We start from the raw sequence: 18,054 nt of genomic DNA, 5'->3' as shown, positions 1-18,054 counted from the left end.
TGTGGCCGGTTTTTTGCTTCGCCGGCGACGGGGGAAGGCCGATTTTACGATGGAGGAAGGTTCACAGGCAGGAAGAAGGTCCTTTCAGGTATAAATGAAGAAAGACGAGCTTGCGCTCAAAGGAACATCGATAAAAGAAACATCGAATCAATGACAATAACGCGCGAACGCGCGCACTGCCTGTTGAAGCACAAGGAGGATGAAATCGATGCCCCTTTTGCCGTCTGTCTGCCCTCTCGATTGCCCCGACGCCTGCGGACTTCTCTTGGATGTGGAAGGAAACAAGGTCCTGTCCTGTCAAGGCGACCCGGATCACCCCTTCACCCGCGGCTTCCTCTGTGGGAAGATGGGCCGCTTTCCGGAGCATCTCCATTCTCCGGAACGGTTGACCCGACCGCTGCGCCGCATCGGGCCGAAAGGGACGGCCGCCTTTGCGCCCATCTCCTGGGACGAGGCCATCGACACCATCGTCCGCCGCTTTCAGGCCGTCATCGACGAGAGCGGCGCCGAAGCGATCCTGCCCTACTCGTACGCCGGCACCATGGGCCTCGTCCAGCGCAACAGCGGCCACGCCTTTTTCCACCGGCTGGGGGCGAGCCGTCTCAAGCGAACCATCTGCGCCACCACTGCTGATGTGGGCTGGTCGATGACATTGGGGGATACGATGGGCAGCGACATTGAAGGGATGGTCGACGCCGACCTGATCCTGATCTGGGGCATGAACGTCGCCTCCACCCACATCCACCTGCTGCCCTTTCTCCAGGAAGCCCGCAAAAAAGGCGCCCAGGTGATCCAGGTGGACTGCTATAAAAATCGCACCTCCGCCGTCGCTGATCGTGTCATCCTCATCCCGCCGGGAACCGATACCGCCTTGGCCCTTGGCATGATGCACGTCCTGATCAGCGAAGACTGCCTCGACCATGCCTTCATCGCCGAACACACTGCGGGGTATGAGGCGCTCAAGGAAAAAGTGCTCCGCGACTATGCTCCCGAACAGGTGGAGGCCATGACCGGCATCACCGCCTCGACCGTCACGGAACTGGGACGCGCCTACGGCGCCGCCCGCGCGCCCTTCATCCGCGTCGGCAACGGCCCTAACCGCCAGTGGGACGGGGCGATGATCTACCGCACCCTGGCCTGCCTCCCCGGACTCGTCGGCGCCTTCGCCAAAAAAGGCGGCGGCATCCACGCCTCCTCCAACACGGGCCAGGCGCTGCCCACAGCCGTCGTCACCCGCGACGATCTGCAGCCGAAGCCGGCGCGGGAGATCAACATGATCGAACTGGGCCGGGCGCTGCTGGAACGGCGGGATCCGCCCATCCAAGCCCTCTATGTCTATCACGCCAACCCGGCGGCGGTGGCGCCTGAATCGGAGAAGGTGCTGCAGGGGCTGCTTCGACCGGACCTGTTCACCGTCGTTCACGAACAGGTCCTCACCGATACGGCGCGCTACGCCGACCTGGTGCTCCCGGCGACGGCGGCGCCGGAACATGCCGACCTCTACCGCTCCTACGGTCATTTTTACATCCAGCGCGCCCGTCCCGTCGCGCCGCCGCCGGGGGAGGCCAAGAGCAACCTGGAGGTCTTCACGTTGCTGGCAACGGCCTTCGGATTTGGGGAAGCTCATTTTCAAAAGACCGCCGACGACCTGATCGACGATCTGCTGGCCCAGCCAACACCGCTGCTGGAAGGGATCGACCGGGCAGCCCTGGCGGCGGGCCGCGCCGTCCGGCTGAATGTGGGCGACAACCCGCCCCTGCGCTTTGGTCGCTTTCAGACAGAGTCCGGCCGGTTGATGTTTGAGAATCCGGCGCTGGCCGAGCGAGGCTATCCCACCTTGCCGGAGTACCGCGCCCGCGTAAAGGATATGACCGAGCGGCCCTATCCCTTGCGGCTGCTGGCCAACCCCGGTCACCACCTGCTCAACAGCACCTTCGGCGGCGCCAGCGAGACGGAGCGCCGCGAAGGTCCCCAGCAGATCCGGATCGCCGAAGCCGACGCCGCTGAACGCCAGATCGTCGACGGCGCGACGGTGCGGGCCTTCAACGCCCTCGGAGAAGCCTTTTTCCAAGCCCGCGTCACCGCCGATGTGCCCGCCGGCGTCGTCGTGGTGGAAGGGGTGCGCTGGCAGTCGCGGGTGCCCGGTGGGAAAAACGTCAATCACCTCACCGCCGGGAAGGGGACACGGCTGGCCGGCGGGTCCTCCTTCAACGACAATTATGTGGAGATCGCGCTGAAGCAGTAAAAAAAGTTCATTTGGGGGATTGCCAATTCGGCCCCGAATCGCTACAATAAAAGTAAGACAGAGACGTCCGGTGTATCCACACGGATTGTCTCTGTTTTTTTGTTTTCCTTCTGAAGATCATCTCTTCCGGCACGGTCTGGCGGGAACCAGCCAACCGACATGGGCGGAGAGGGGCGGCGCCTCCGGGTAAAAGCGGGAGCGTTGCAGACAAACAGAGTGTGTAAGGAGAGTGAAGGTTTCAATGAAGAAGATCGAAGCGATCATCCGCCCGACGAAACTGGATGAAGTGAAAGAGGCCCTGAACCGCATCGGGGTGCGCGGGATGACGGTCACTCAGGTAGCCGGCTGCGGGTTGCAGAAAGGGAAAAAAGGTTTCTACCGCGGTTCCGAGTACACCATTGACCTTCTCCCCAAGGTGAAGGTGGAAGTGGTCGTCGCCGACAATCTTGTCGACGAACTGGTGAAGGTCATCGCCGATCAGGTTCGTTCCGGAGAGATCGGCGACGGGAAAATCTTCGTATCACCGATTGAAAACGCCGTCCGCATCCGCACCGGAGAAACGGGAGATGTGGCGCTCTAAGGATATGGGGGCAAAAGGCCCTTGCCGGTTCCGACGAACCGAACGGTTGCCTAGGGGAGCATAGGGGCTCCCGAGGGAAGAGGTGAAACTTCCTTCGGGAGCCCTATGTGTTTCTCCGACATAAAAATAAAGCCCAAAAACTAGTGGTATAGAAGAGGAGGACTTCTCATGAAGCGCATTGCCTTATTTGCACTTTTATTGATGATTGCGGTGACCTGCCTGGGCCTGGCGCCCGCCTTCGCCGATGAGACCGCTCCCGCCGCTGCGACCGCCGCAGCCGCAACGACGGACGCCCCTGCCGCCGACGCCACCGCAGCTGCCGCTGCTCCGGAAGCTCCGAAAGTGGATACCGGTGACACCGCCTTTATCATCATCTCCGCCGCCCTCGTCCTGTTGATGACGCCGGGTCTGGCCATGTTCTACGGCGGCATGGTCCGCAAGAAAAACGTCCTCAGCACCATGATGCACAGCTTCATCATCATCTGTCTCGTCTCTGTCCTCTGGGTGCTCTACGGCTACTCCCTGGCCTTCGGTCCCGATGTCAACGGCATCATCGGCTCTCTCGACTGGGCCATGCTGAACAACGTCGGCGCCGAACCGAACGCCGACTATGCCGCCACCATCCCCCACTCCGTCTTCTCCATGTTCCAGCTCATGTTTGCTGTCATCACCGCCGCCCTGATCAGCGGCGCCTATGCGGAACGGATGAAATTCTCCTTCTTCCTGGTCTTCACCGCCGTCTGGATCTCCGTCATCTACTTCCCGCTGGCCCACTGGGTCTGGGGTCTCCACGGCTGGATCCGCGACCTGGGCGCTCTTGACTTCGCCGGCGGCACCGTCGTCCACATCAGCTCCGGCGTCTCCGGTCTCGTCCTGGCCATCCTGCTCGGCAAACGCCGCGGCCTGGGCAGCACCCCGATGCCTCCCCACCAACTGCCCCTGACGGTTCTCGGCGCCGGTCTCCTCTGGTTCGGTTGGTTCGGCTTCAACGCCGGCAGCGCCCTCGGCGCCAACGGCCTCGCCGGCAGCGCTTTCGTCACCACCAACACCGCCGCTGCCGCAGCCGCCATGAGCTGGATCATCGCTGAATGGGTTCGCCAAGGCAAACCCACCGTCCTGGGCGCCGCTTCTGGCGCAGTGGCCGGTCTCGTCGCCATCACTCCGGCTGCTGGTTTCGTCACCCCCGGTTCCTCCATCGTGATCGGTCTCATCGCCGGCGTCCTCTGCTACTTCGCCGTCATCCTCAAGCCCCGCCTCGGCTACGATGACGCCCTTGACGCCTTTGGCATCCACGGTGTCGGCGGCACCTTCGGCGCCATCGCCACCGGTATCTTCGCCACCACCGCCGTCAACCCCGCCGGCGCCGACGGCCTCTTCTACTCCGGCACGTCCGAACTGCTGGTGAAACAGCTCATCGCTGTCGGCGCGAGCTACGCCTTCGCCGCCATCGGCACCCTGGTCATTTACACCATCGTCAACGCCATCTTCAAAGCCCGCGTCACTGCGGACGACGAAGAAACGGGCCTCGACATCACCCAACACGGCGAGGAAGGCTACCCCGACTTCGCTGTGCAAGCCGGCGGCCTCTCCTCCGTCACCTACACCGGCGCCAGCACCAGCTCCAGTGTGGTCCACAGCCACTAAGTCCGGCTAAAAAATCCGGGTAAAAAAATCCCACCAAAAAGCCACAGCCGCTCCAACAGGGCGGCTGTGGCTTTTTGCCGCGTCTTCACCGTGAAAAGAAGAACTTTTTACAAAAATAAAAGGGATAGCGTAATTTTTCACGAATAATTGTCGTAAAATTTCTTTTTCGGTGGTGAGAAAGGGATGGGCTTGGCGAACAAAACCTCAGAAAGCGCAGCAGTAGCACTGCGCGACGAGGACTGTGTCAATGGCAAAGCAGGGGTTCACAATGGCGTCGTTCATGTGCAAAACCCTGTTGGCACCTGCAATTACGCCGTTCTCGCGCCGGGCGAACACATGCAGGTCTGGGTGGATGAACAGGAGATCCAGGGGACAGGCGTGATCTATCAGGAATCGCGAATTGAAGTCCGGTTGCAACCGGTGGAAGCAAGGGCGGACATGACGATTCAGGTGTCCAAGGACGGGTTAGAGGCGTCGGTAACGCTGGATTTTGCCTCGGGCTTTGTCTTTCACCTCATCGATCAACCGCCCCAGGAGACGTTGTATCTGAAGGCAGAGGTAAAGGAGGTCATACCTCCACGGGATGTAGCCGAGTGGGAACTCGTCCAGGCGGTGCGAAAAGCGGGAATCGTCGCGCCCCTGGAATTGAAAGAGATCACGGCGGCGCTGAAAGAAAAACGAAACGGAACCTACCTCATCGCCCATGGACAGGCGCCGGCCCATGGAGAAGACGAGGTGCTGCGCCTGCTGGCCCTTCCATCGAAACAGGAGATCAAAGAGACGGACCGAGTCGACTACCGGGAGCGCAACGCCGTAAAAGGCGTCGATGTGGGCGCCTTGATCGCCGTGAAGACCGGAGAGACGACAGGTCGCCCGGGATGGAACGTTCGCCGGGAGGAGGTTCCTGCCAAATCAGGCGCTGCCCTGGCCGTTCATGCCGGCCCCGGCATTCAGGAAATGGGACGGCGGTATGTGGCAACGGCGCCGGGACGCCCCCATTGGGATCCCGTTTCCAAGGTATTGGAAATCCTGCCGCTCTTCGATGTGGGGACTGTCGATTACCGAAGCGGGAATGTGCACTTCCCTGGCGATGTTCAGGTCGCCGGCGATGTGCTCGATGGATTTGTCGTCCAGGCGACCGGCATGGTGTCGGTGGCGGGCTTTGTCTATGGCGCCCGCATCGAGGCCGGAGGCCATGTGACCATCCGGGGCAACCTGATCGGCGGCACGGTGGTGTCGGGAAAGGACAAGTCGTCGCTGCGGTCGCTGTTGGTGCAATTGACGCCGCTGGCGCAGCGGTTGAGAGAGTGCATTCAGGCGATTGAAGAATTAAAACAAAACAGCAGGTTCTCGCAAAAGGATCTGCGCCTGTCCGGCGACGGCCCCCTCGTGAAGTTGATGCTGGAAAACCGGTATAAAGATATTCCCGAGTATGTCCATGCCATGGTCGCCGTCGGCGCGCCCGCCCTGACCGAACTCATGGGAAAGCTGAAGAGCGCCTTCACCGGCTCGGGACCATTGTTGATCAAACAAGTGGAAGACTTGAGCCCCCTTGCCGATGAAGTGGGCAGGGTGGAGCAGGATATCTTGAAGTCTGTCGCGACAGCAGCCGATGTGACGGTGGCGAATGTGCAAAACGGGCAGATCGCCGCCGCGGGCTCGGTGCTGATCACGGGGCAAGGGGCCGTGAATGCGCAGGTGAGAGCCGGTGTCGACGTGGTGGTCAACGGCGCCTTTCGAGGCGGTGTCGTCAGCGCTGGGCGAAAGGTGGTCTGCGGCGAGTTGGGGTCGACAGGGAACGTGGAGACGCGAGCAGAAGTCGGCGAAGGCGATGGAAAAGACGACGGTGTCATCATCGCCCGGGTGCTCCATCCCAACGTAGCGATGCGGATCGGCCGGTACGGCATGAAAAACATGCGTGTGGAACTGCAAGCCCATTGTCGCGGCGACCGTGAACGGGAAGCCATTGTCGTCGAGAAGGGGAAAGGGAAGTGACGAGCCGCAAGGCCTTGAACCGACGCGATTCTATGGAGAGGTATCGCATCGCAAGCGATTGAATCGAAGTCGATCATATAAAGCGATCGAATCGGAAGCACCTGAATCGGAAGCACCTGAATCGGATGCAACCGAATCGGAAGCGATCGAGTCGGAAGGGAGTGGTTGCGATGGAAATGCAGTTTTCCCTGCAAGGCAAGACGGGGATGTGTAGGCTTGCGGAGGATCTGGATATGCAGTCCGCCGAAGACTTTGTCCACGATAACAAAGCCTTTTTGGCGCAGAACCTGGGTATGAAGGAACTGGTCTTCGAACTGTCAGCGGTGGAGTTTATGGATTCGACTGGCGTGGGCGCTCTCATGCAGGTCATCCGGGTCGCCAGGGAGCAGGGCGTTGTCTGTCGCTTGGCGGGATACAGTCCGGAAATTCAAGACGCCCTGGAACTGATCGGAGTCTTCGGGGTGCTGGAGGAATAGATGCCATGGCTTTGCGACGCCAGAACTACCCGATCAGGCCATCGCTTGTCCATGCCATGGCCCAGAGTTACCCATACCCGATCATCGTCTTCTTTTCCGATGCCCGGTTGCCCTGGCTGAATCGGGCGGCTGATGACTTTTTGCGTCATTTCAAGGGCGATACGCCCGATTCCCAACTGGTCGGCGTGGCCACCTGGTTGCAGTTGGACATCGACCGCTATCGTGACAGCACAGACATCACGATCCTGCGGAAGCAACTGCCGGACGGGGGGGAGACACCGAAGCCGGGCCAAGTCCGGAAGACGCAGGGAACATCAGATGGGTGGGCCCTTGTCGAGGCAACGATGGCGCCCCTGCGGGGAGAAAACGGTTTTGAGGGCGTCATCGCCACTCTGCGGGGGATGACGACGAGCGCAGCCGATGCGGCGGTGGCGCCGGCGGATGCAACACCTGCGGCGTCCCCTTCGGCAGGGCAAGAGGCGCATCGGGGGGGAGCGCTGGCAGAAACGCCGGCCAAGCCGGCCGGATCGGCCCGTGAGACCCACCGAGAGAAGGATGACCGGCTTGCGGCGAACCTGCTTCACCTGATGCGTCCGGCTGACTGGAGTCTCCCGGGCCGCTGGCAGATCGTCGGACGGAGTATGGCGGCACGGGCCTTGGGGGGAGATTACTATGACATCATCCCCATCCAGGGCGGCAGCAAGATTGTCCTGGTCATCGCCGATGTGATGGGCAAAGGGGTCCGGGCTGCCTTGCAGATGGTGATGGTGCGACAGGTGATCCGTCAGGCGACGACGAGATACCAGGACACCGGTGGAACGGTCGAGGCGATACAACGGGGCCTGTATCGTGATTTGGCGCAGTCGAACACCTTTGTAACCCTGCTTTACGCCGTCCTCGATGTGGCCAGCGGTCGCTTCACCTATGTCAATGCAGGCCATTATCCGCCCCTGCGCGTCCGTGACGGGAAGGCGGAGTTTTTGCCGGGGAAGGGACCGGCCTTGGGGCTTCAGGAGCGGGCCGTCTATCCTGTGTTGATGGAGTCGCTGCGGCCGGGGGACGGGCTGTTGCTCTTTACCGACGGCCTGGTCGATTCGAGGACGGCCGAAGGAGGGCGGATCGGGAAGGATGGCCTGATTCGAGCCGTCGAAGCGGTTTCGAGAGAGACGCCGGAGGCGCCGTTGCCCCAAGGCGAACAGGCTGCCGCCCAGGCGACAGGCGGGAAGATGGCTTCCGGCTCTCAAACCGGGCGAGCAAAAGGGCTGCTGGATGGGGTTTTTGAAACAGCGAGGGCTTTTCCCGAAGATGCCGCCCAGTGGGATGATATGACCGCCGTCGGGCTATGGAGAGAGGGATAACGATGAAGGCATGGCTCGACTTGATTGACGGGGGAAACCTGCGGCGAAAGCTGGAGAAACCGCTGGCTATCGAGATGCTCGATATCCGGACGGAGGAACGGTTCTTTGGCGACGTCGTGATCATCAGCCCGACAGGACTCGGCATCCGCAGTGACGCGCCGTGGAAGCAAGGGTACCGGGTGCGGCTGTCGGCCAATCTCGATGTCATCGTCCGGGGGATATTCGGGCGGGAGTTGGATGGCGTCCGCGGCTACGATATCGTCGAGGTGTTGCGGGACGGGATCGTCGGGCAGCGGTTGTCCAATGAGGAATATGCCCTTCTCGTCGGAGAGCCGGAGCAATTCATCGATATGGTCTGCCAGTATATGCCCGAATCGGTGCAGGGCGCTGTGCGAGGGCGACTGTTGGAGCGGCTGGAGAAGCTGCAACTGATCGACGAACTGGCGGTGGGGCAGATTTGGGCCTACGGGGAAAGCGGCTTGCGATCGCTGGGCAGGGGCCAATTAAGCCTTCCCTATGATTTTTTGGTTTGCGGTATGCAAGCGGCCCTGGCCGACGGAGCGGCCAAACGGGATTTTCTCGCCCAGGAGGGGCGCTATTACGACCTGCACTTTCTGCCCCTGTCTCCCCGGCGGGGCGGTGTGGTCGCCTTGGACATCACTGAGGTGGTTCGCAAGGAACGTTTTGGTCGCGACTATGAACGGAAGGTGTACCGCGATGTGATCCTGGCGGCGACACAGGGGAGACTGGTTTTGCTGGAAGAGCCGGAGATGCGCCTGTTGAAGGATGAAGGAGTGCTGTTGGCGGAGGGGGAGGTTTGCAACCCTGCCGACGTGCGAAAAGCGAGGAGCGAGATCAAAAAGGTCTTATGCGAGACCGTAGCCAAAATGGCGGAACAGGGCAAGACGGAAGTGGGCCATGTCACCGACAGCCCCTCCGACACCGTTGCTGCGGCAGGGAGAGCGCCGGTTTGGTCGGACAGAAAGGTCAACCTGTTCCTCTTGTGCTGCATGGAGGCGCTGACGAATGCGGTGAAGCATGCCGGTCAGGGAGGCTTTGAACTGCGTTGGGCGCAGGAAGAAAAAGCGGAGCCGGTGGGAATGGTAACAGCGGCGGCGAGCGACGCAGGGACGGTTCCTTGTCAGGAAAAGGGAAGCCCTGCCCGATGGCACGGCGCGCTGCGGTTTTGGGTTGCCGATCAGGGGCCGGGGATCCCCTTAGAAGAAATACCGAAGGCCACACTGATGGATCGCTATTCGACCAAAGGATCCCTGGGTTCAGGTTTTTATATCATGTTGCAGGGACTCGGCCTGTACAGCAGCGCGAAAGAGACGCCGGAATGCGACGGAGACGCAAAAGGACGGCTGTTGCTGCACACCGGAGTGGGCGGCACCGTTGTCGGGCAGGAATGGAAGACGATTCCCCTGCACCATCCTCCGTTCCCCTCATACTCATATTACTGACGTGGAGTATGAGCGTAGCAAATGGGGGAGATGCAGCGAAATGGAGGATATGCGCGTCGGGACCATCGTGACCCGTCATTCATATGGAAACGACATCTTTTTCCGCATCGCCGAGATCTGGCCGGGGGAGGAGGAGCCGGAAGTCCGGCTGTTGGGGCTGGATGTGCGACTAGAGGCGGACGCGCCGGTGAGCGATCTCGATACACCGCCGCTGTTGGAGATATTCAGATACAAACAGCGGGTTTTATTGCAAAACTACAAGCGCATCGCCCGGCTGGTCGACCGGCGCCAGTTGTCCACGCTCCCGCTTGATGACGATCCGACGCGGGAGCAGCAGCGGAAACTGGCCTGTCACATGCCGGGTTCGGTGCTGCACATCGACGGCAATGAGGAATACCTGGAGCTTTGCCTGGAGACGTACAAACAATTGAACATCCGCGCGCGCGGCTTTTGTTATCCCGAGAAACACTTTCCGGACGTCGTCGTCCGCCATCTGGAGCGTTACAAGCCCGATATCCTGATCATCACCGGCCATGACAGCCTTGTAAAGCGCACAAATGACACGGGGGAGGCAGAGGCGTATCGCAACTCTCGTTTTTTTGTCGAAGCCGTAGAGGCGGTGCGCAAGGTCGTCGACGATCCCGATGAGTTGGTCATCTTCGCCGGCGGCTGCCAGTCCAACTTCGAAGCCCTCTTGAAAGCCGGCGCCAATTACGCTTCCTCGCCGGATCGTGTCATGATCCATGCCCTGGATCCGGTGTTGATCGCTGAAAAAGTCGCCTATACGCCTGTCCACGAGTATGTGGAAGTCCAGGATGTCTTGGCCAACACCATCAGCGGCCCCGAAGGCATCGGCGGGATCAAGACGAGGGGCTGTTTTCGCTGGGGGAACGCGCGACGGATTTATTGAATGATTCATACTGTCTGTCAGCTAAAAAACCTGCTGTTTCTAACAGCAGGTTTTTTAGTGCGCCCGCCATGGGCGTTGTCGTGTAATCGCATAATCTTCGGGTGCATTTTTTAAGATAAACAAGGTTGAAATAGCGGTTGCGCTAAACTATAATCGATGTCGTCCGAGGGATTGAATAACAAAAAAAGAAATATATGTTTTTAATATGAATAAGTTGCCTGATACGTAAATGATTTGGGCTGCTGTTTTTCAAGTGTTTCCGTGATGCTTGATTTATTAGCTGTCATAATTATTAATTTGATATTTTTGTACACGCCAATCCACCTTAAAAAGAAACATCCCTCAAAGTACACCGGTATGATAAAAAGTTACGGAGATTGGTTGGGAGAACCTTAGTTGATTTATCGCCTTTAGGTGTTACACCCCGATCGATATTTAATTAAATGTTAATATAATTTGAAGCAGATTTATAGTAAATTAGTGAAGGATTTTTTATAGCAACGTAGAATTAAAAAACCAATCGATGATAAGGGCCATTTTTCTGCCGATGGGGGATTTGACATGAATGTCAACGCTGCTGCTGTACCCACGCCTTCTACGTCTTATATGACATCCAACGCGGCCTCCACGGTTCTGAACAGCGACCAGAACGCCATGACCGTTACTGAAGACGAAAGGGAGAAGGCGGAGCAATCAGCCCAAGCCGCCCAAGAGGCGCCCTTGTCCCAGGATGCATTGACGAAAATGATGGATGACACGAATGCCTTTTTGGAGTCGATCAACACGGACATCCGGTTCCGCTGGCACGAAAAAGCGAAGCAGATGATGGTGGAGGTCTACGACCACCGGAACGAAAAGGTTCTGCGCACCTATCCCCCAAAGGAATTTTTGGATACGATCGGGAAAATCAGGGAGTATGTAGGCGCGATTATCGATAAGAAAGTATAAATCGGGGTATCGACAAGCGATACGATACCAAAACGGTACGCCCATACACCAACAATTGAAATGTGCAAGCAAAAACCCGCTCGATGGCAGCGGGTTTTTCTTTTGCTTTCTCATACCGGTTCAGTGCCATCCATTTTCTCGGCCCCGTTGCCTATCCTTCCCGCACCCGAGGGAACCGCTCATCGATCTCCCAGGACTCGACGATCCGGCGGGCTGTCGACGCATCATACCCCCGGCCCATGAGCAGGGTGATGGCGGCGACTTCGCGCATGGCGTGAGGAACAGAGGTCGAGCGGGCTTCCCGGAGGCCGTACTGAACGACCGGTTCGATGGCGGCCAGCGTTTGCTCGCGGAGTTGGACCCCTGAATCACCTGGGGCGATGTCACCCGGCATTATCCAATCGGACCCCGGCAAAGCGGCTCCGGGCAGGGGATAGACGGTCCGGCGGCATCCTGGCGCACAGCCGGGCGCAGGGGAGTAGGCCCATCCGCTCGGATAAGGATACCAGTAACCATAGGGTTCCCGGTAGGTCATGAAAACCGCACCCCTTTACGTAATGCGTTGCCTAAGCACTAGAAATATATGAAAAATCCAGTCAAAGGGAACGGGGGCGCGCTTTTTCTATCCATATTAATCGGCATTAATCGGCCATTTTGCCCGAACCGGGCTGGCTTCCGAGGGGGGATACCTCCCACTTAGTCCGGTCCAGCCAGGTTCGCAACCGCTCTCCTTGACGAATGGGCTCCCCCTGCGCCTCTTGGCGCAAATAGGCCGTGAGTATGGCGGTGATCCGCTCTATGACAGCGTCATCATCGAGCCCATGGCCGATCGGTTCGGCCAGTTGGGGGGTGCGGCCCAGCTTGCCCCCGACCAGCAGGGTCCAGCCAGGCGCGCCCGAGCGCAGCGTCCCCGAGGGGCAGGCTCTGACGCAGCGGCCACAGGCGAGGCAGCCGGCGGAGATGTGCGGACCTGCGGCTGTCAGTTCGACAAACCGCTCCGGACAGGCGTCGACACAGGCCCCGCAGAAGAGGCAGGGCGCTTCGGTGATGTCCACGGGCGCCCGCGCTTGCAGGCCAAAGTCTCGGATCTGGGGCTGGGAACAGCTGTTGGGGCAGCCGGCGAGGGCGACGCGCAGGATGTTGTGGGGTGATGACGCCGGGCGGGAAGCCAACTGCCGACGCAGCAGCGCTGTGATCCGCTGGGCCAAGTCGCCGGGGTTCGTGATCAGATGAGGGCAACCGCTGCCGCCGGGACAGGGATGACCGCCGCGGCAGGTAGCGACGTCATAGGGAGAATGGCCGGAGCCATGTGGGGCGTTGGCGCCCGGACCGAGTGGGGCGCTCGTAGTGTTCTGACTGTGTTGGACCTTTGGAATGTATGGATGGTGTGGGGAACCTCCGGGACGTTCCGACACGGGCCTCACCTCCGCATGGTTTTGGCCCCATTATACGCGGGAAAGCCCGACGAAAAAGTGACAGCGATCATCTTCTCAGGTATGTTCATTACTTGTGATATATGTTACAATATATATGGAATCCATCCATCAAAGCCCCCATTCAAAGCCAATTCCATTTTACATCGAGATTGACGCCGTTCCGAGCGGCGTCGTTTTCGTTTTTGGTTTTCCTGTTCGCATACCCTTGGACGGGGTCGCATAGGTCTTTAGGGCGGGGCGGAATCCCGCACTTGCGAAGGCCAAGCGGGTGCGATGGCGATGACCGCCCTGCGGATATCGAGCTTCTCAAAAGGGCCGCCCGCCCTTTCCGTGTGGAGGGCCTCGTGAGCTTCATTGCGCCGGACGGGAAACCGGGCGATGAGGCTTCTTGTGGTTGCGCCGTATAAGGCGTTGGCGGCGGGGTCACGCTGAAAGTGCCTCCTTTCCTGATCTGCCGCAAGTTGTCGAAATAAAGGAAAATCGTGGACTCCCGGGGAATTAAGAGGAAACCGCCCTTGGGGAAAGGAGAGGTTTCTAATCTTGCGTTTGCTGGCGCCAGCCAAAATCAACCTGGCCCTCGATGTGCTCGGTCGTCGCGCCGATGGCTACCACCAGGTGGTCATGGTCATGCAGACGATCTCCCTCGTCGACACGGTGACGGTCACCGTCAATGAAGGCGACACCGCCATCCGCCTGGCAGGCGGGACGGAAGAGGCCCCCCCGGACCGGGACAACCTGGTCTACCGCGCCGCTCATCTCCTTTCAGAGGCGGCCGGCCTGTCCTGCGGCGTTCAGATCCATTTGGAAAAAGTGATCCCTGTGGCGGCGGGCCTGGCGGGCGGCAGTTCGGACGCGGCCGCCACGGTCAAGGCGATGAATCGTCTCTTCGGCCTCCGGTGGAGTGATATAGACATGGAAGCCCTGCTGGCGCGCCTGGGATCGGACATCCCCTTCCTGGTGCGCGGCGGCACCGCCCTGGCGACAGGGCGGGGGGAGATCGTACATAGGCTGCCCCCTGCGCCGAACTTCTGGGTCGTCCTGGTCAAGCCGCCCTTCGGCGCGTCGACGCCCCAGGTGTACAAAGCCCTCGGCGCGCCGGCGCTGCCGGAGCCGCTGCCTTGGCCGGAGGCGATGACGCCGGAGACGACACCGACCGGCACGGCCTCCCAGCGCGTGATGGCGGCCTTGCAGGCCGGCGACTACGGCGCCCTGCTGGCGGCGCTCGGCAACGACCTGGAGCAGGTGACCCTGGAGTGGCATCCGGTCCTGAAGGAGATCAAAGGGCAACTGGAACGGCTGGGCTGTGACCGGGCGCTCATGTCGGGCAGCGGACCGACCATCCTCGGCTTTACCGCGTCGGAAGCGACGGCCCGTTCCGTCGCCGCCGCCATGAACGAACAGTGGGGACCGCAACAATACCGGGTGCTGACCGCCCGCACGCTGGAACGAGAGGAGGCCGACGAATGGAGCGCCGACTGCTGCCGATAAAGCTGGACAACTACCGCCCCCTGCGCGATATCGTCTTTGACAACCTGCGCGAGGCCATCATCACGGGGGTGCTGCGGCCGGGGGAACGGCTGATGGAGATCCAACTGGCCGAGGAGATGGGCGTGAGCCGCACGCCCGTGCGTGAGGCCATCCGCAAACTCGAACTGGAAGGCTTTGTCGTCATGGTTCCGCGCAAGGGCGCTTATGTTTCCAACATTTCGGTCAAAGATATAACCGATGTCTTCGAACTGCGGGCCGCTCTCGAATCGCTGGCGGCCGGCCTGGCGGCCCAACGGATCACTGAAGACGAGACGGAGCAGATGGAGCGGCTGCTCGTCAAGACGATGGCCTGCTTTGAAGAGGACAACCTCGACGACCTGGTGGAAACGGACATCGACTTCCACGACATGGTCTACCGGGCCAGCCGCAACCAGCGGCTCGTCCAGATCATCAACAACCTGCGCGAACAGTTGCGCCGGTTCCGCACAACATCCCTCAGTCATCCGGGCCGCATGCGCGAGGCTTGGGAGGAGCACCGCAAGCTCGTCGAGGCCATTGCCGACCGCAACGTGGTCCTGGCCCAGTCGCTGGCCTGGGAACACATCGAAAACGCCGAGAACAGCATGCTCGAGGCGATGGGTGTGGTGAAGCAAAAACTGCAATCGTAACCGCCGGGAGGTGGGAGCGGCATGGATGCCTTGGTTCTGGCGGCGGGTGTGAACAACGGGCGGCTCCGTTCCTGCCATGGCGTGTCCATGGAAGCCCTCATCCCCATCGGGCGTCGTCCCATGGTCGATTACGTGGTTCAGGCCCTGCGCCATTGCCGCGCGATCGATCGCATCGTCATCGTTGGACCGGAGGCGCTGAGCAGCTATTATTCCGGGGACAAACGGGTGAGCGTCGTCGCCGGCGGCGAAGATCCCATCGACAGCCTGCAACGAGGCTTGCGGGCGCTCGCCCTTTTGGTGGACAGCCAACAGACGGCGGAATATGGGGGTCCCTCTCAGCAGGCCCCTCCTGTCGAGAAGGCCGCGGGAGCGCAATCCCCTGCGGCGGCCGATCGGCTGCTGATCGTCACCGGTGACTTGCCGCTGCTGACGGCGCAAACGGTGGAGGCCTTTCTCGACGCCTGCCGCCCTATCGAGGGTGATGTTTTTTACCCCGTCGTCCGCCGGGAGGATTGTCAGCGCCGCTATCCCGGTGTCCGTCGCACCTACGTGCGCCTGCGAGAGGGGTGGGTGACGGGCGGAAACCTCTTTCTTGTCCGGCCTGCCGTCATTCCCGGCGCCGTGGCCCGGGCCCGGCAGTTTGTCCGCCTCCGCAAAAGTCCCCTGGCCTTAAGCCGGCTCTTGGGCGGGTCTTTTGTGATCCGTTTTCTTCTTCGCCAGTTGACCATCGCCCAGGTGGAAGCCAGGGTATCGGAGTTGTTCCGGTTGCGCGGCCACTGTGTCCTGTCGACCAGTCCCGAACTGGCCATCGATGTGGACAAACCGTCCGATCTGGAACTGGTGCGGCGCTGCCTGACAGGGTTGCCGGGTTGAGGCCTTTTTCCGATGTCGGAACGTCTGTTGCCCATGACCTTTTCATGGTCGCTTGGGGACCCTTTCTCCCTGCCGGTGCATATATTGGGGTAGAACCGGACAGGGTGGTGAAATTGCATATGGAAGCGAGAGAAAAAACCAGGGTGATTCCAGCGCGAATGCAGGTCCTGTCGGGACGGTATGAGGCGCTGGAGGAGCCGCTGGTTTTTTCGGTTTCCGGAGAGCGGGACCAGCCGGCGATCCTCACGATTCCGCTGGAGGCTGAGCCTGATGGGGCGGTGTCGAAGGCGGACGACGACGGCGCGGGCAACCCGGGCTGCCTTGGCAGCCCCTCCCAAATCCCGACTGTCCAGGCGGAGTATCGCGGTTCGACCTGGCGCTTTGAACGGGACCGGGTCTGCGTCGATCTGACCATCGCCCTTTCGATCCTGACGCGGACGCGGCGCGGCCGGTACTCCCTCATCCCGGTCAACCACCGCTGCCGCTGGGAGCGCCCCTGGCGCGATCTGCTCGCCGATCGGGAGATAGTAGCCGAACCGGCGCTCTGGAACGGCCACGTGCGCGTGGGGCCGATCCGCTGCCACGTTCAAGGCTGGCAGCGCCGGGGCGGCGATCTGGCGATCCGCCTCTTCGCCGTGGGACCGCTCAGCCTCAAGCTCTACGAGTGTCGCGAGGTGGGGCTCGGCGCTTCCATGGTGTGACCGGGCTTGACCCCAGTTCCGCCTGCCTATGCCCCCCATCCTCACCAAAAAGACCTCAGCCACATACAATGGGGTAGAAAAAAACACCATGCCCGGCAAAAAAAGAGCGGCAGCGGTTCACCCAATTCCTGGTTTCAACATACTATGTGGCGAGCCGGCTTGGGCCGGGAAAAGGCTCCCTGGAGGCAAACAAGAAAAAGGAGGATGCTTCATGGACTCCAAAAACGGCACCATCGAACTGTTTGCGCAAGTCGTGGTGGCGAAAAATGTTCAGCGCGATGAGCCGATCTTTTTCGCGACCGATCCCGCCAATCCCAGCCGGATTATCCCTTTCCGCATCTGCCTCGAAAACATCGACTGCGACCCCATCGTGGCCATTGAAAACATCATCTTCGACTTTAACCGCAAAGAAGATGTGACCGTCAACCTGACAGGCAACGTGACGATCACCCTGAAGTTTGACCTCGTCTTCCTCGTCAAGGACGCTTCAGGCAACCGGGCTGTTCGCGTCGTTCCGGGCACTTTCACGAAGATCATCCAACTCCACGAATTCTGCCCGTCCCTGACACCGGCGGAACTGGCCGAAGAGGTGGAAGACGCAGAGGTGCTCGTGCGCAATGTCCGCTTTGACGTCATCCTCCACCGCAACGACGAGTGCATCATCAACGGGAAGAAAGGCACCCCTGCCGATGTGCTCGTCTTCGCCGACCTGATCGTCAAACTGACCCGCTTTACCGATGTCATCGTGGTCGGGGAACTCGATCTCCTGGAAAAAGAATGCTAGTGGACGGCAGTGCCGCTTTTGTCCGGCCCCGACCGGCGCTGAGGGCAGGGAACATCCCCTGCTTTTTCGTTTACGGGGGCCCAGATTCGAAACGGGAGGTGGCCTCATTCCCCTGACAAGGAGGCGAAAGTCGCCGTGCGCACGAAGGAAAACATCCTGAAAGCCCTCGTCTATGAGCAGGCGGCCTACTACAACTACCGCAAATTTGCTGACGAAGCGAAAAAAGACGGCTTGACCGATGCAGCCGAGCTGTTCTACGACCTGGCCGGACAGGAGATGGACCACAAAAATCGCCTGCTGGGCCAGTTGAAAAACCTGGTGCCCAAGGACTTGACGCGGGGAAAACGCAAGTTTGCCCTCCTGTCCAATCCATCGGCCCCTACCGGCCCGCCGGAAGATTGATGATAGGCCTCTATCGCCGGGGAAGCGGCGGTGGGGGCCTTGCCTTTTTCCGGCATCGCTTGCCGGAGATCATGCATAACCGG

17 protein-coding genes are annotated in these 18,054 nt (G+C 60.3%); 15 read left to right on the top strand and 2 right to left on the bottom strand.

All coding sequences use genetic code 11. From position 1 onward, the window contains the following. Positions 1-208: 208 nt before the first annotated feature. The 9 genes from GTO89_RS07305 to GTO89_RS07265 all read left to right on the top strand — a co-directional run bounded on the left by GTO89_RS07305 (position 209) and on the right by GTO89_RS07265 (position 11,619). Entirely contained in the window at positions 209-2,245 is a 2,037-nt protein-coding gene (locus tag GTO89_RS07305) for a molybdopterin-dependent oxidoreductase (protein WP_161261420.1), read from the top strand. Positions 2,246-2,486: 241 nt separating this feature from the next. Beyond that, complete coding sequence (locus GTO89_RS07300; protein WP_161261419.1) at positions 2,487-2,825, top strand: P-II family nitrogen regulator; 339 nt, start codon at positions 2,487-2,489, stop codon at positions 2,823-2,825. Positions 2,826-2,993: 168 nt separating this feature from the next. Beyond that, the gene (locus tag GTO89_RS07295) at positions 2,994-4,469 is read left to right on the top strand and encodes an ammonium transporter (RefSeq protein ID WP_161261418.1); all 1,476 of its coding nucleotides are present in this window, start codon (positions 2,994-2,996) and stop codon (positions 4,467-4,469) included. 189 nt (positions 4,470-4,658) lie between these two features. After that, positions 4,659-6,464 (top strand): DUF342 domain-containing protein, encoded by a 1,806-nt coding sequence (locus tag GTO89_RS07290; protein ID WP_161261417.1) that lies wholly within the window; start codon positions 4,659-4,661, stop codon positions 6,462-6,464. Between the two features lie 170 nt (positions 6,465-6,634). Beyond that, the gene (locus tag GTO89_RS07285) at positions 6,635-6,940 is read left to right on the top strand and encodes an STAS domain-containing protein (RefSeq protein WP_161261416.1); all 306 of its coding nucleotides are present in this window, start codon (positions 6,635-6,637) and stop codon (positions 6,938-6,940) included. 5 nt (positions 6,941-6,945) lie between these two features. Beyond that, positions 6,946-8,298: a PP2C family protein-serine/threonine phosphatase gene (locus GTO89_RS07280; protein WP_161261415.1), complete on the top strand. Its 1,353-nt coding sequence runs from the start codon at positions 6,946-6,948 to the stop codon at positions 8,296-8,298. A gap of 2 nt (positions 8,299-8,300) precedes the next feature. Then, the gene (locus tag GTO89_RS07275; RefSeq protein ID WP_161261414.1) at positions 8,301-9,761 is read left to right on the top strand and encodes an ATP-binding protein; all 1,461 of its coding nucleotides are present in this window, start codon (positions 8,301-8,303) and stop codon (positions 9,759-9,761) included. A gap of 40 nt (positions 9,762-9,801) precedes the next feature. Next, a complete protein-coding gene (gene yabG / locus GTO89_RS07270; RefSeq protein ID WP_161261413.1) occupies positions 9,802-10,671 on the top strand; it encodes a sporulation peptidase YabG in 870 nt (289 codons plus the stop codon). Positions 10,672-11,232: 561 nt separating this feature from the next. Continuing rightward, positions 11,233-11,619: a flagellar protein FlaG gene (locus GTO89_RS07265; RefSeq protein ID WP_161261412.1), complete on the top strand. Its 387-nt coding sequence runs from the start codon at positions 11,233-11,235 to the stop codon at positions 11,617-11,619. A gap of 151 nt (positions 11,620-11,770) precedes the next feature. On the opposite strand, the gene GTO89_RS17155 is transcribed toward GTO89_RS07265, so the two are convergent. Together GTO89_RS17155 and GTO89_RS07255 are read right to left on the bottom strand one after the other, a co-directional pair. Next, positions 11,771-12,154: a hypothetical protein gene (locus GTO89_RS17155; protein ID WP_204758187.1), complete on the bottom strand. Its 384-nt coding sequence runs from the start codon at positions 12,152-12,154 to the stop codon at positions 11,771-11,773. Between the two features lie 106 nt (positions 12,155-12,260). Further along, entirely contained in the window at positions 12,261-13,034 is a 774-nt protein-coding gene (locus tag GTO89_RS07255; RefSeq protein WP_161261411.1) for a 4Fe-4S dicluster domain-containing protein, read from the bottom strand. Between the two features lie 561 nt (positions 13,035-13,595). On the opposite strand from GTO89_RS07255, the gene ispE reads away from it, so the two are divergent. The 6 genes from ispE (at position 13,596) to GTO89_RS07225 (ending at position 17,971) form a co-directional block, all read left to right on the top strand. Next, positions 13,596-14,543: a 4-(cytidine 5'-diphospho)-2-C-methyl-D-erythritol kinase gene (gene ispE / locus GTO89_RS07250; RefSeq protein WP_170294415.1), complete on the top strand. Its 948-nt coding sequence runs from the start codon at positions 13,596-13,598 to the stop codon at positions 14,541-14,543. Continuing rightward, complete coding sequence (locus GTO89_RS07245) at positions 14,519-15,211, top strand: GntR family transcriptional regulator (protein ID WP_161261410.1); 693 nt, start codon at positions 14,519-14,521, stop codon at positions 15,209-15,211. Before ispE ends, GTO89_RS07245 begins: the two co-directional genes overlap by 25 nt. A gap of 21 nt (positions 15,212-15,232) precedes the next feature. After that, the gene (locus GTO89_RS07240; RefSeq protein WP_161261409.1) at positions 15,233-16,084 is read left to right on the top strand and encodes an NTP transferase domain-containing protein; all 852 of its coding nucleotides are present in this window, start codon (positions 15,233-15,235) and stop codon (positions 16,082-16,084) included. A gap of 119 nt (positions 16,085-16,203) precedes the next feature. After that, positions 16,204-16,785: a hypothetical protein gene (locus GTO89_RS07235; protein WP_207708920.1), complete on the top strand. Its 582-nt coding sequence runs from the start codon at positions 16,204-16,206 to the stop codon at positions 16,783-16,785. Positions 16,786-16,996: 211 nt separating this feature from the next. Continuing rightward, positions 16,997-17,569: a hypothetical protein gene (locus tag GTO89_RS07230; protein ID WP_161261407.1), complete on the top strand. Its 573-nt coding sequence runs from the start codon at positions 16,997-16,999 to the stop codon at positions 17,567-17,569. Between the two features lie 135 nt (positions 17,570-17,704). Then, the gene (locus GTO89_RS07225) at positions 17,705-17,971 is read left to right on the top strand and encodes a ferritin family protein (RefSeq protein WP_161261406.1); all 267 of its coding nucleotides are present in this window, start codon (positions 17,705-17,707) and stop codon (positions 17,969-17,971) included. Positions 17,972-18,054: the final 83 nt, after the last annotated feature.

The organism is Heliomicrobium gestii (assembly GCF_009877435.1).
GTDB lineage: Bacteria > Bacillota > Desulfitobacteriia > Heliobacteriales > Heliobacteriaceae > Heliomicrobium > Heliomicrobium gestii.
The sequence above is the reverse complement of the archived record's forward strand: the minus strand, read 5'-3'. Positions and strand labels throughout refer to the sequence as shown.

Coding starts and splice junctions, on each gene's coding strand:
- GTO89_RS07305 (WP_161261420.1), top strand. CDS start 209: ATGCCCCTTTTGCCGTCTGTCTGCCCTCTCGATTGCCCCGACGCCTGC.
- GTO89_RS07300 (WP_161261419.1), top strand. CDS start 2,487: ATGAAGAAGATCGAAGCGATCATCCGCCCGACGAAACTGGATGAAGTG.
- GTO89_RS07295 (WP_161261418.1), top strand. CDS start 2,994: ATGAAGCGCATTGCCTTATTTGCACTTTTATTGATGATTGCGGTGACC.
- GTO89_RS07285 (WP_161261416.1), top strand. CDS start 6,635: ATGGAAATGCAGTTTTCCCTGCAAGGCAAGACGGGGATGTGTAGGCTT.
- GTO89_RS07280 (WP_161261415.1), top strand. CDS start 6,946: ATGGCTTTGCGACGCCAGAACTACCCGATCAGGCCATCGCTTGTCCAT.
- GTO89_RS07275 (WP_161261414.1), top strand. CDS start 8,301: ATGAAGGCATGGCTCGACTTGATTGACGGGGGAAACCTGCGGCGAAAG.
- yabG (WP_161261413.1), top strand. CDS start 9,802: ATGGAGGATATGCGCGTCGGGACCATCGTGACCCGTCATTCATATGGA.
- GTO89_RS07265 (WP_161261412.1), top strand. CDS start 11,233: ATGAATGTCAACGCTGCTGCTGTACCCACGCCTTCTACGTCTTATATG.
- GTO89_RS17155 (WP_204758187.1), bottom strand. CDS start 12,154: ATGACCTACCGGGAACCCTATGGTTACTGGTATCCTTATCCGAGCGGA.
- GTO89_RS07245 (WP_161261410.1), top strand. CDS start 14,519: ATGGAGCGCCGACTGCTGCCGATAAAGCTGGACAACTACCGCCCCCTG.
- GTO89_RS07240 (WP_161261409.1), top strand. CDS start 15,233: ATGGATGCCTTGGTTCTGGCGGCGGGTGTGAACAACGGGCGGCTCCGT.
- GTO89_RS07235 (WP_207708920.1), top strand. CDS start 16,204: ATGGAAGCGAGAGAAAAAACCAGGGTGATTCCAGCGCGAATGCAGGTC.
- GTO89_RS07230 (WP_161261407.1), top strand. CDS start 16,997: ATGGACTCCAAAAACGGCACCATCGAACTGTTTGCGCAAGTCGTGGTG.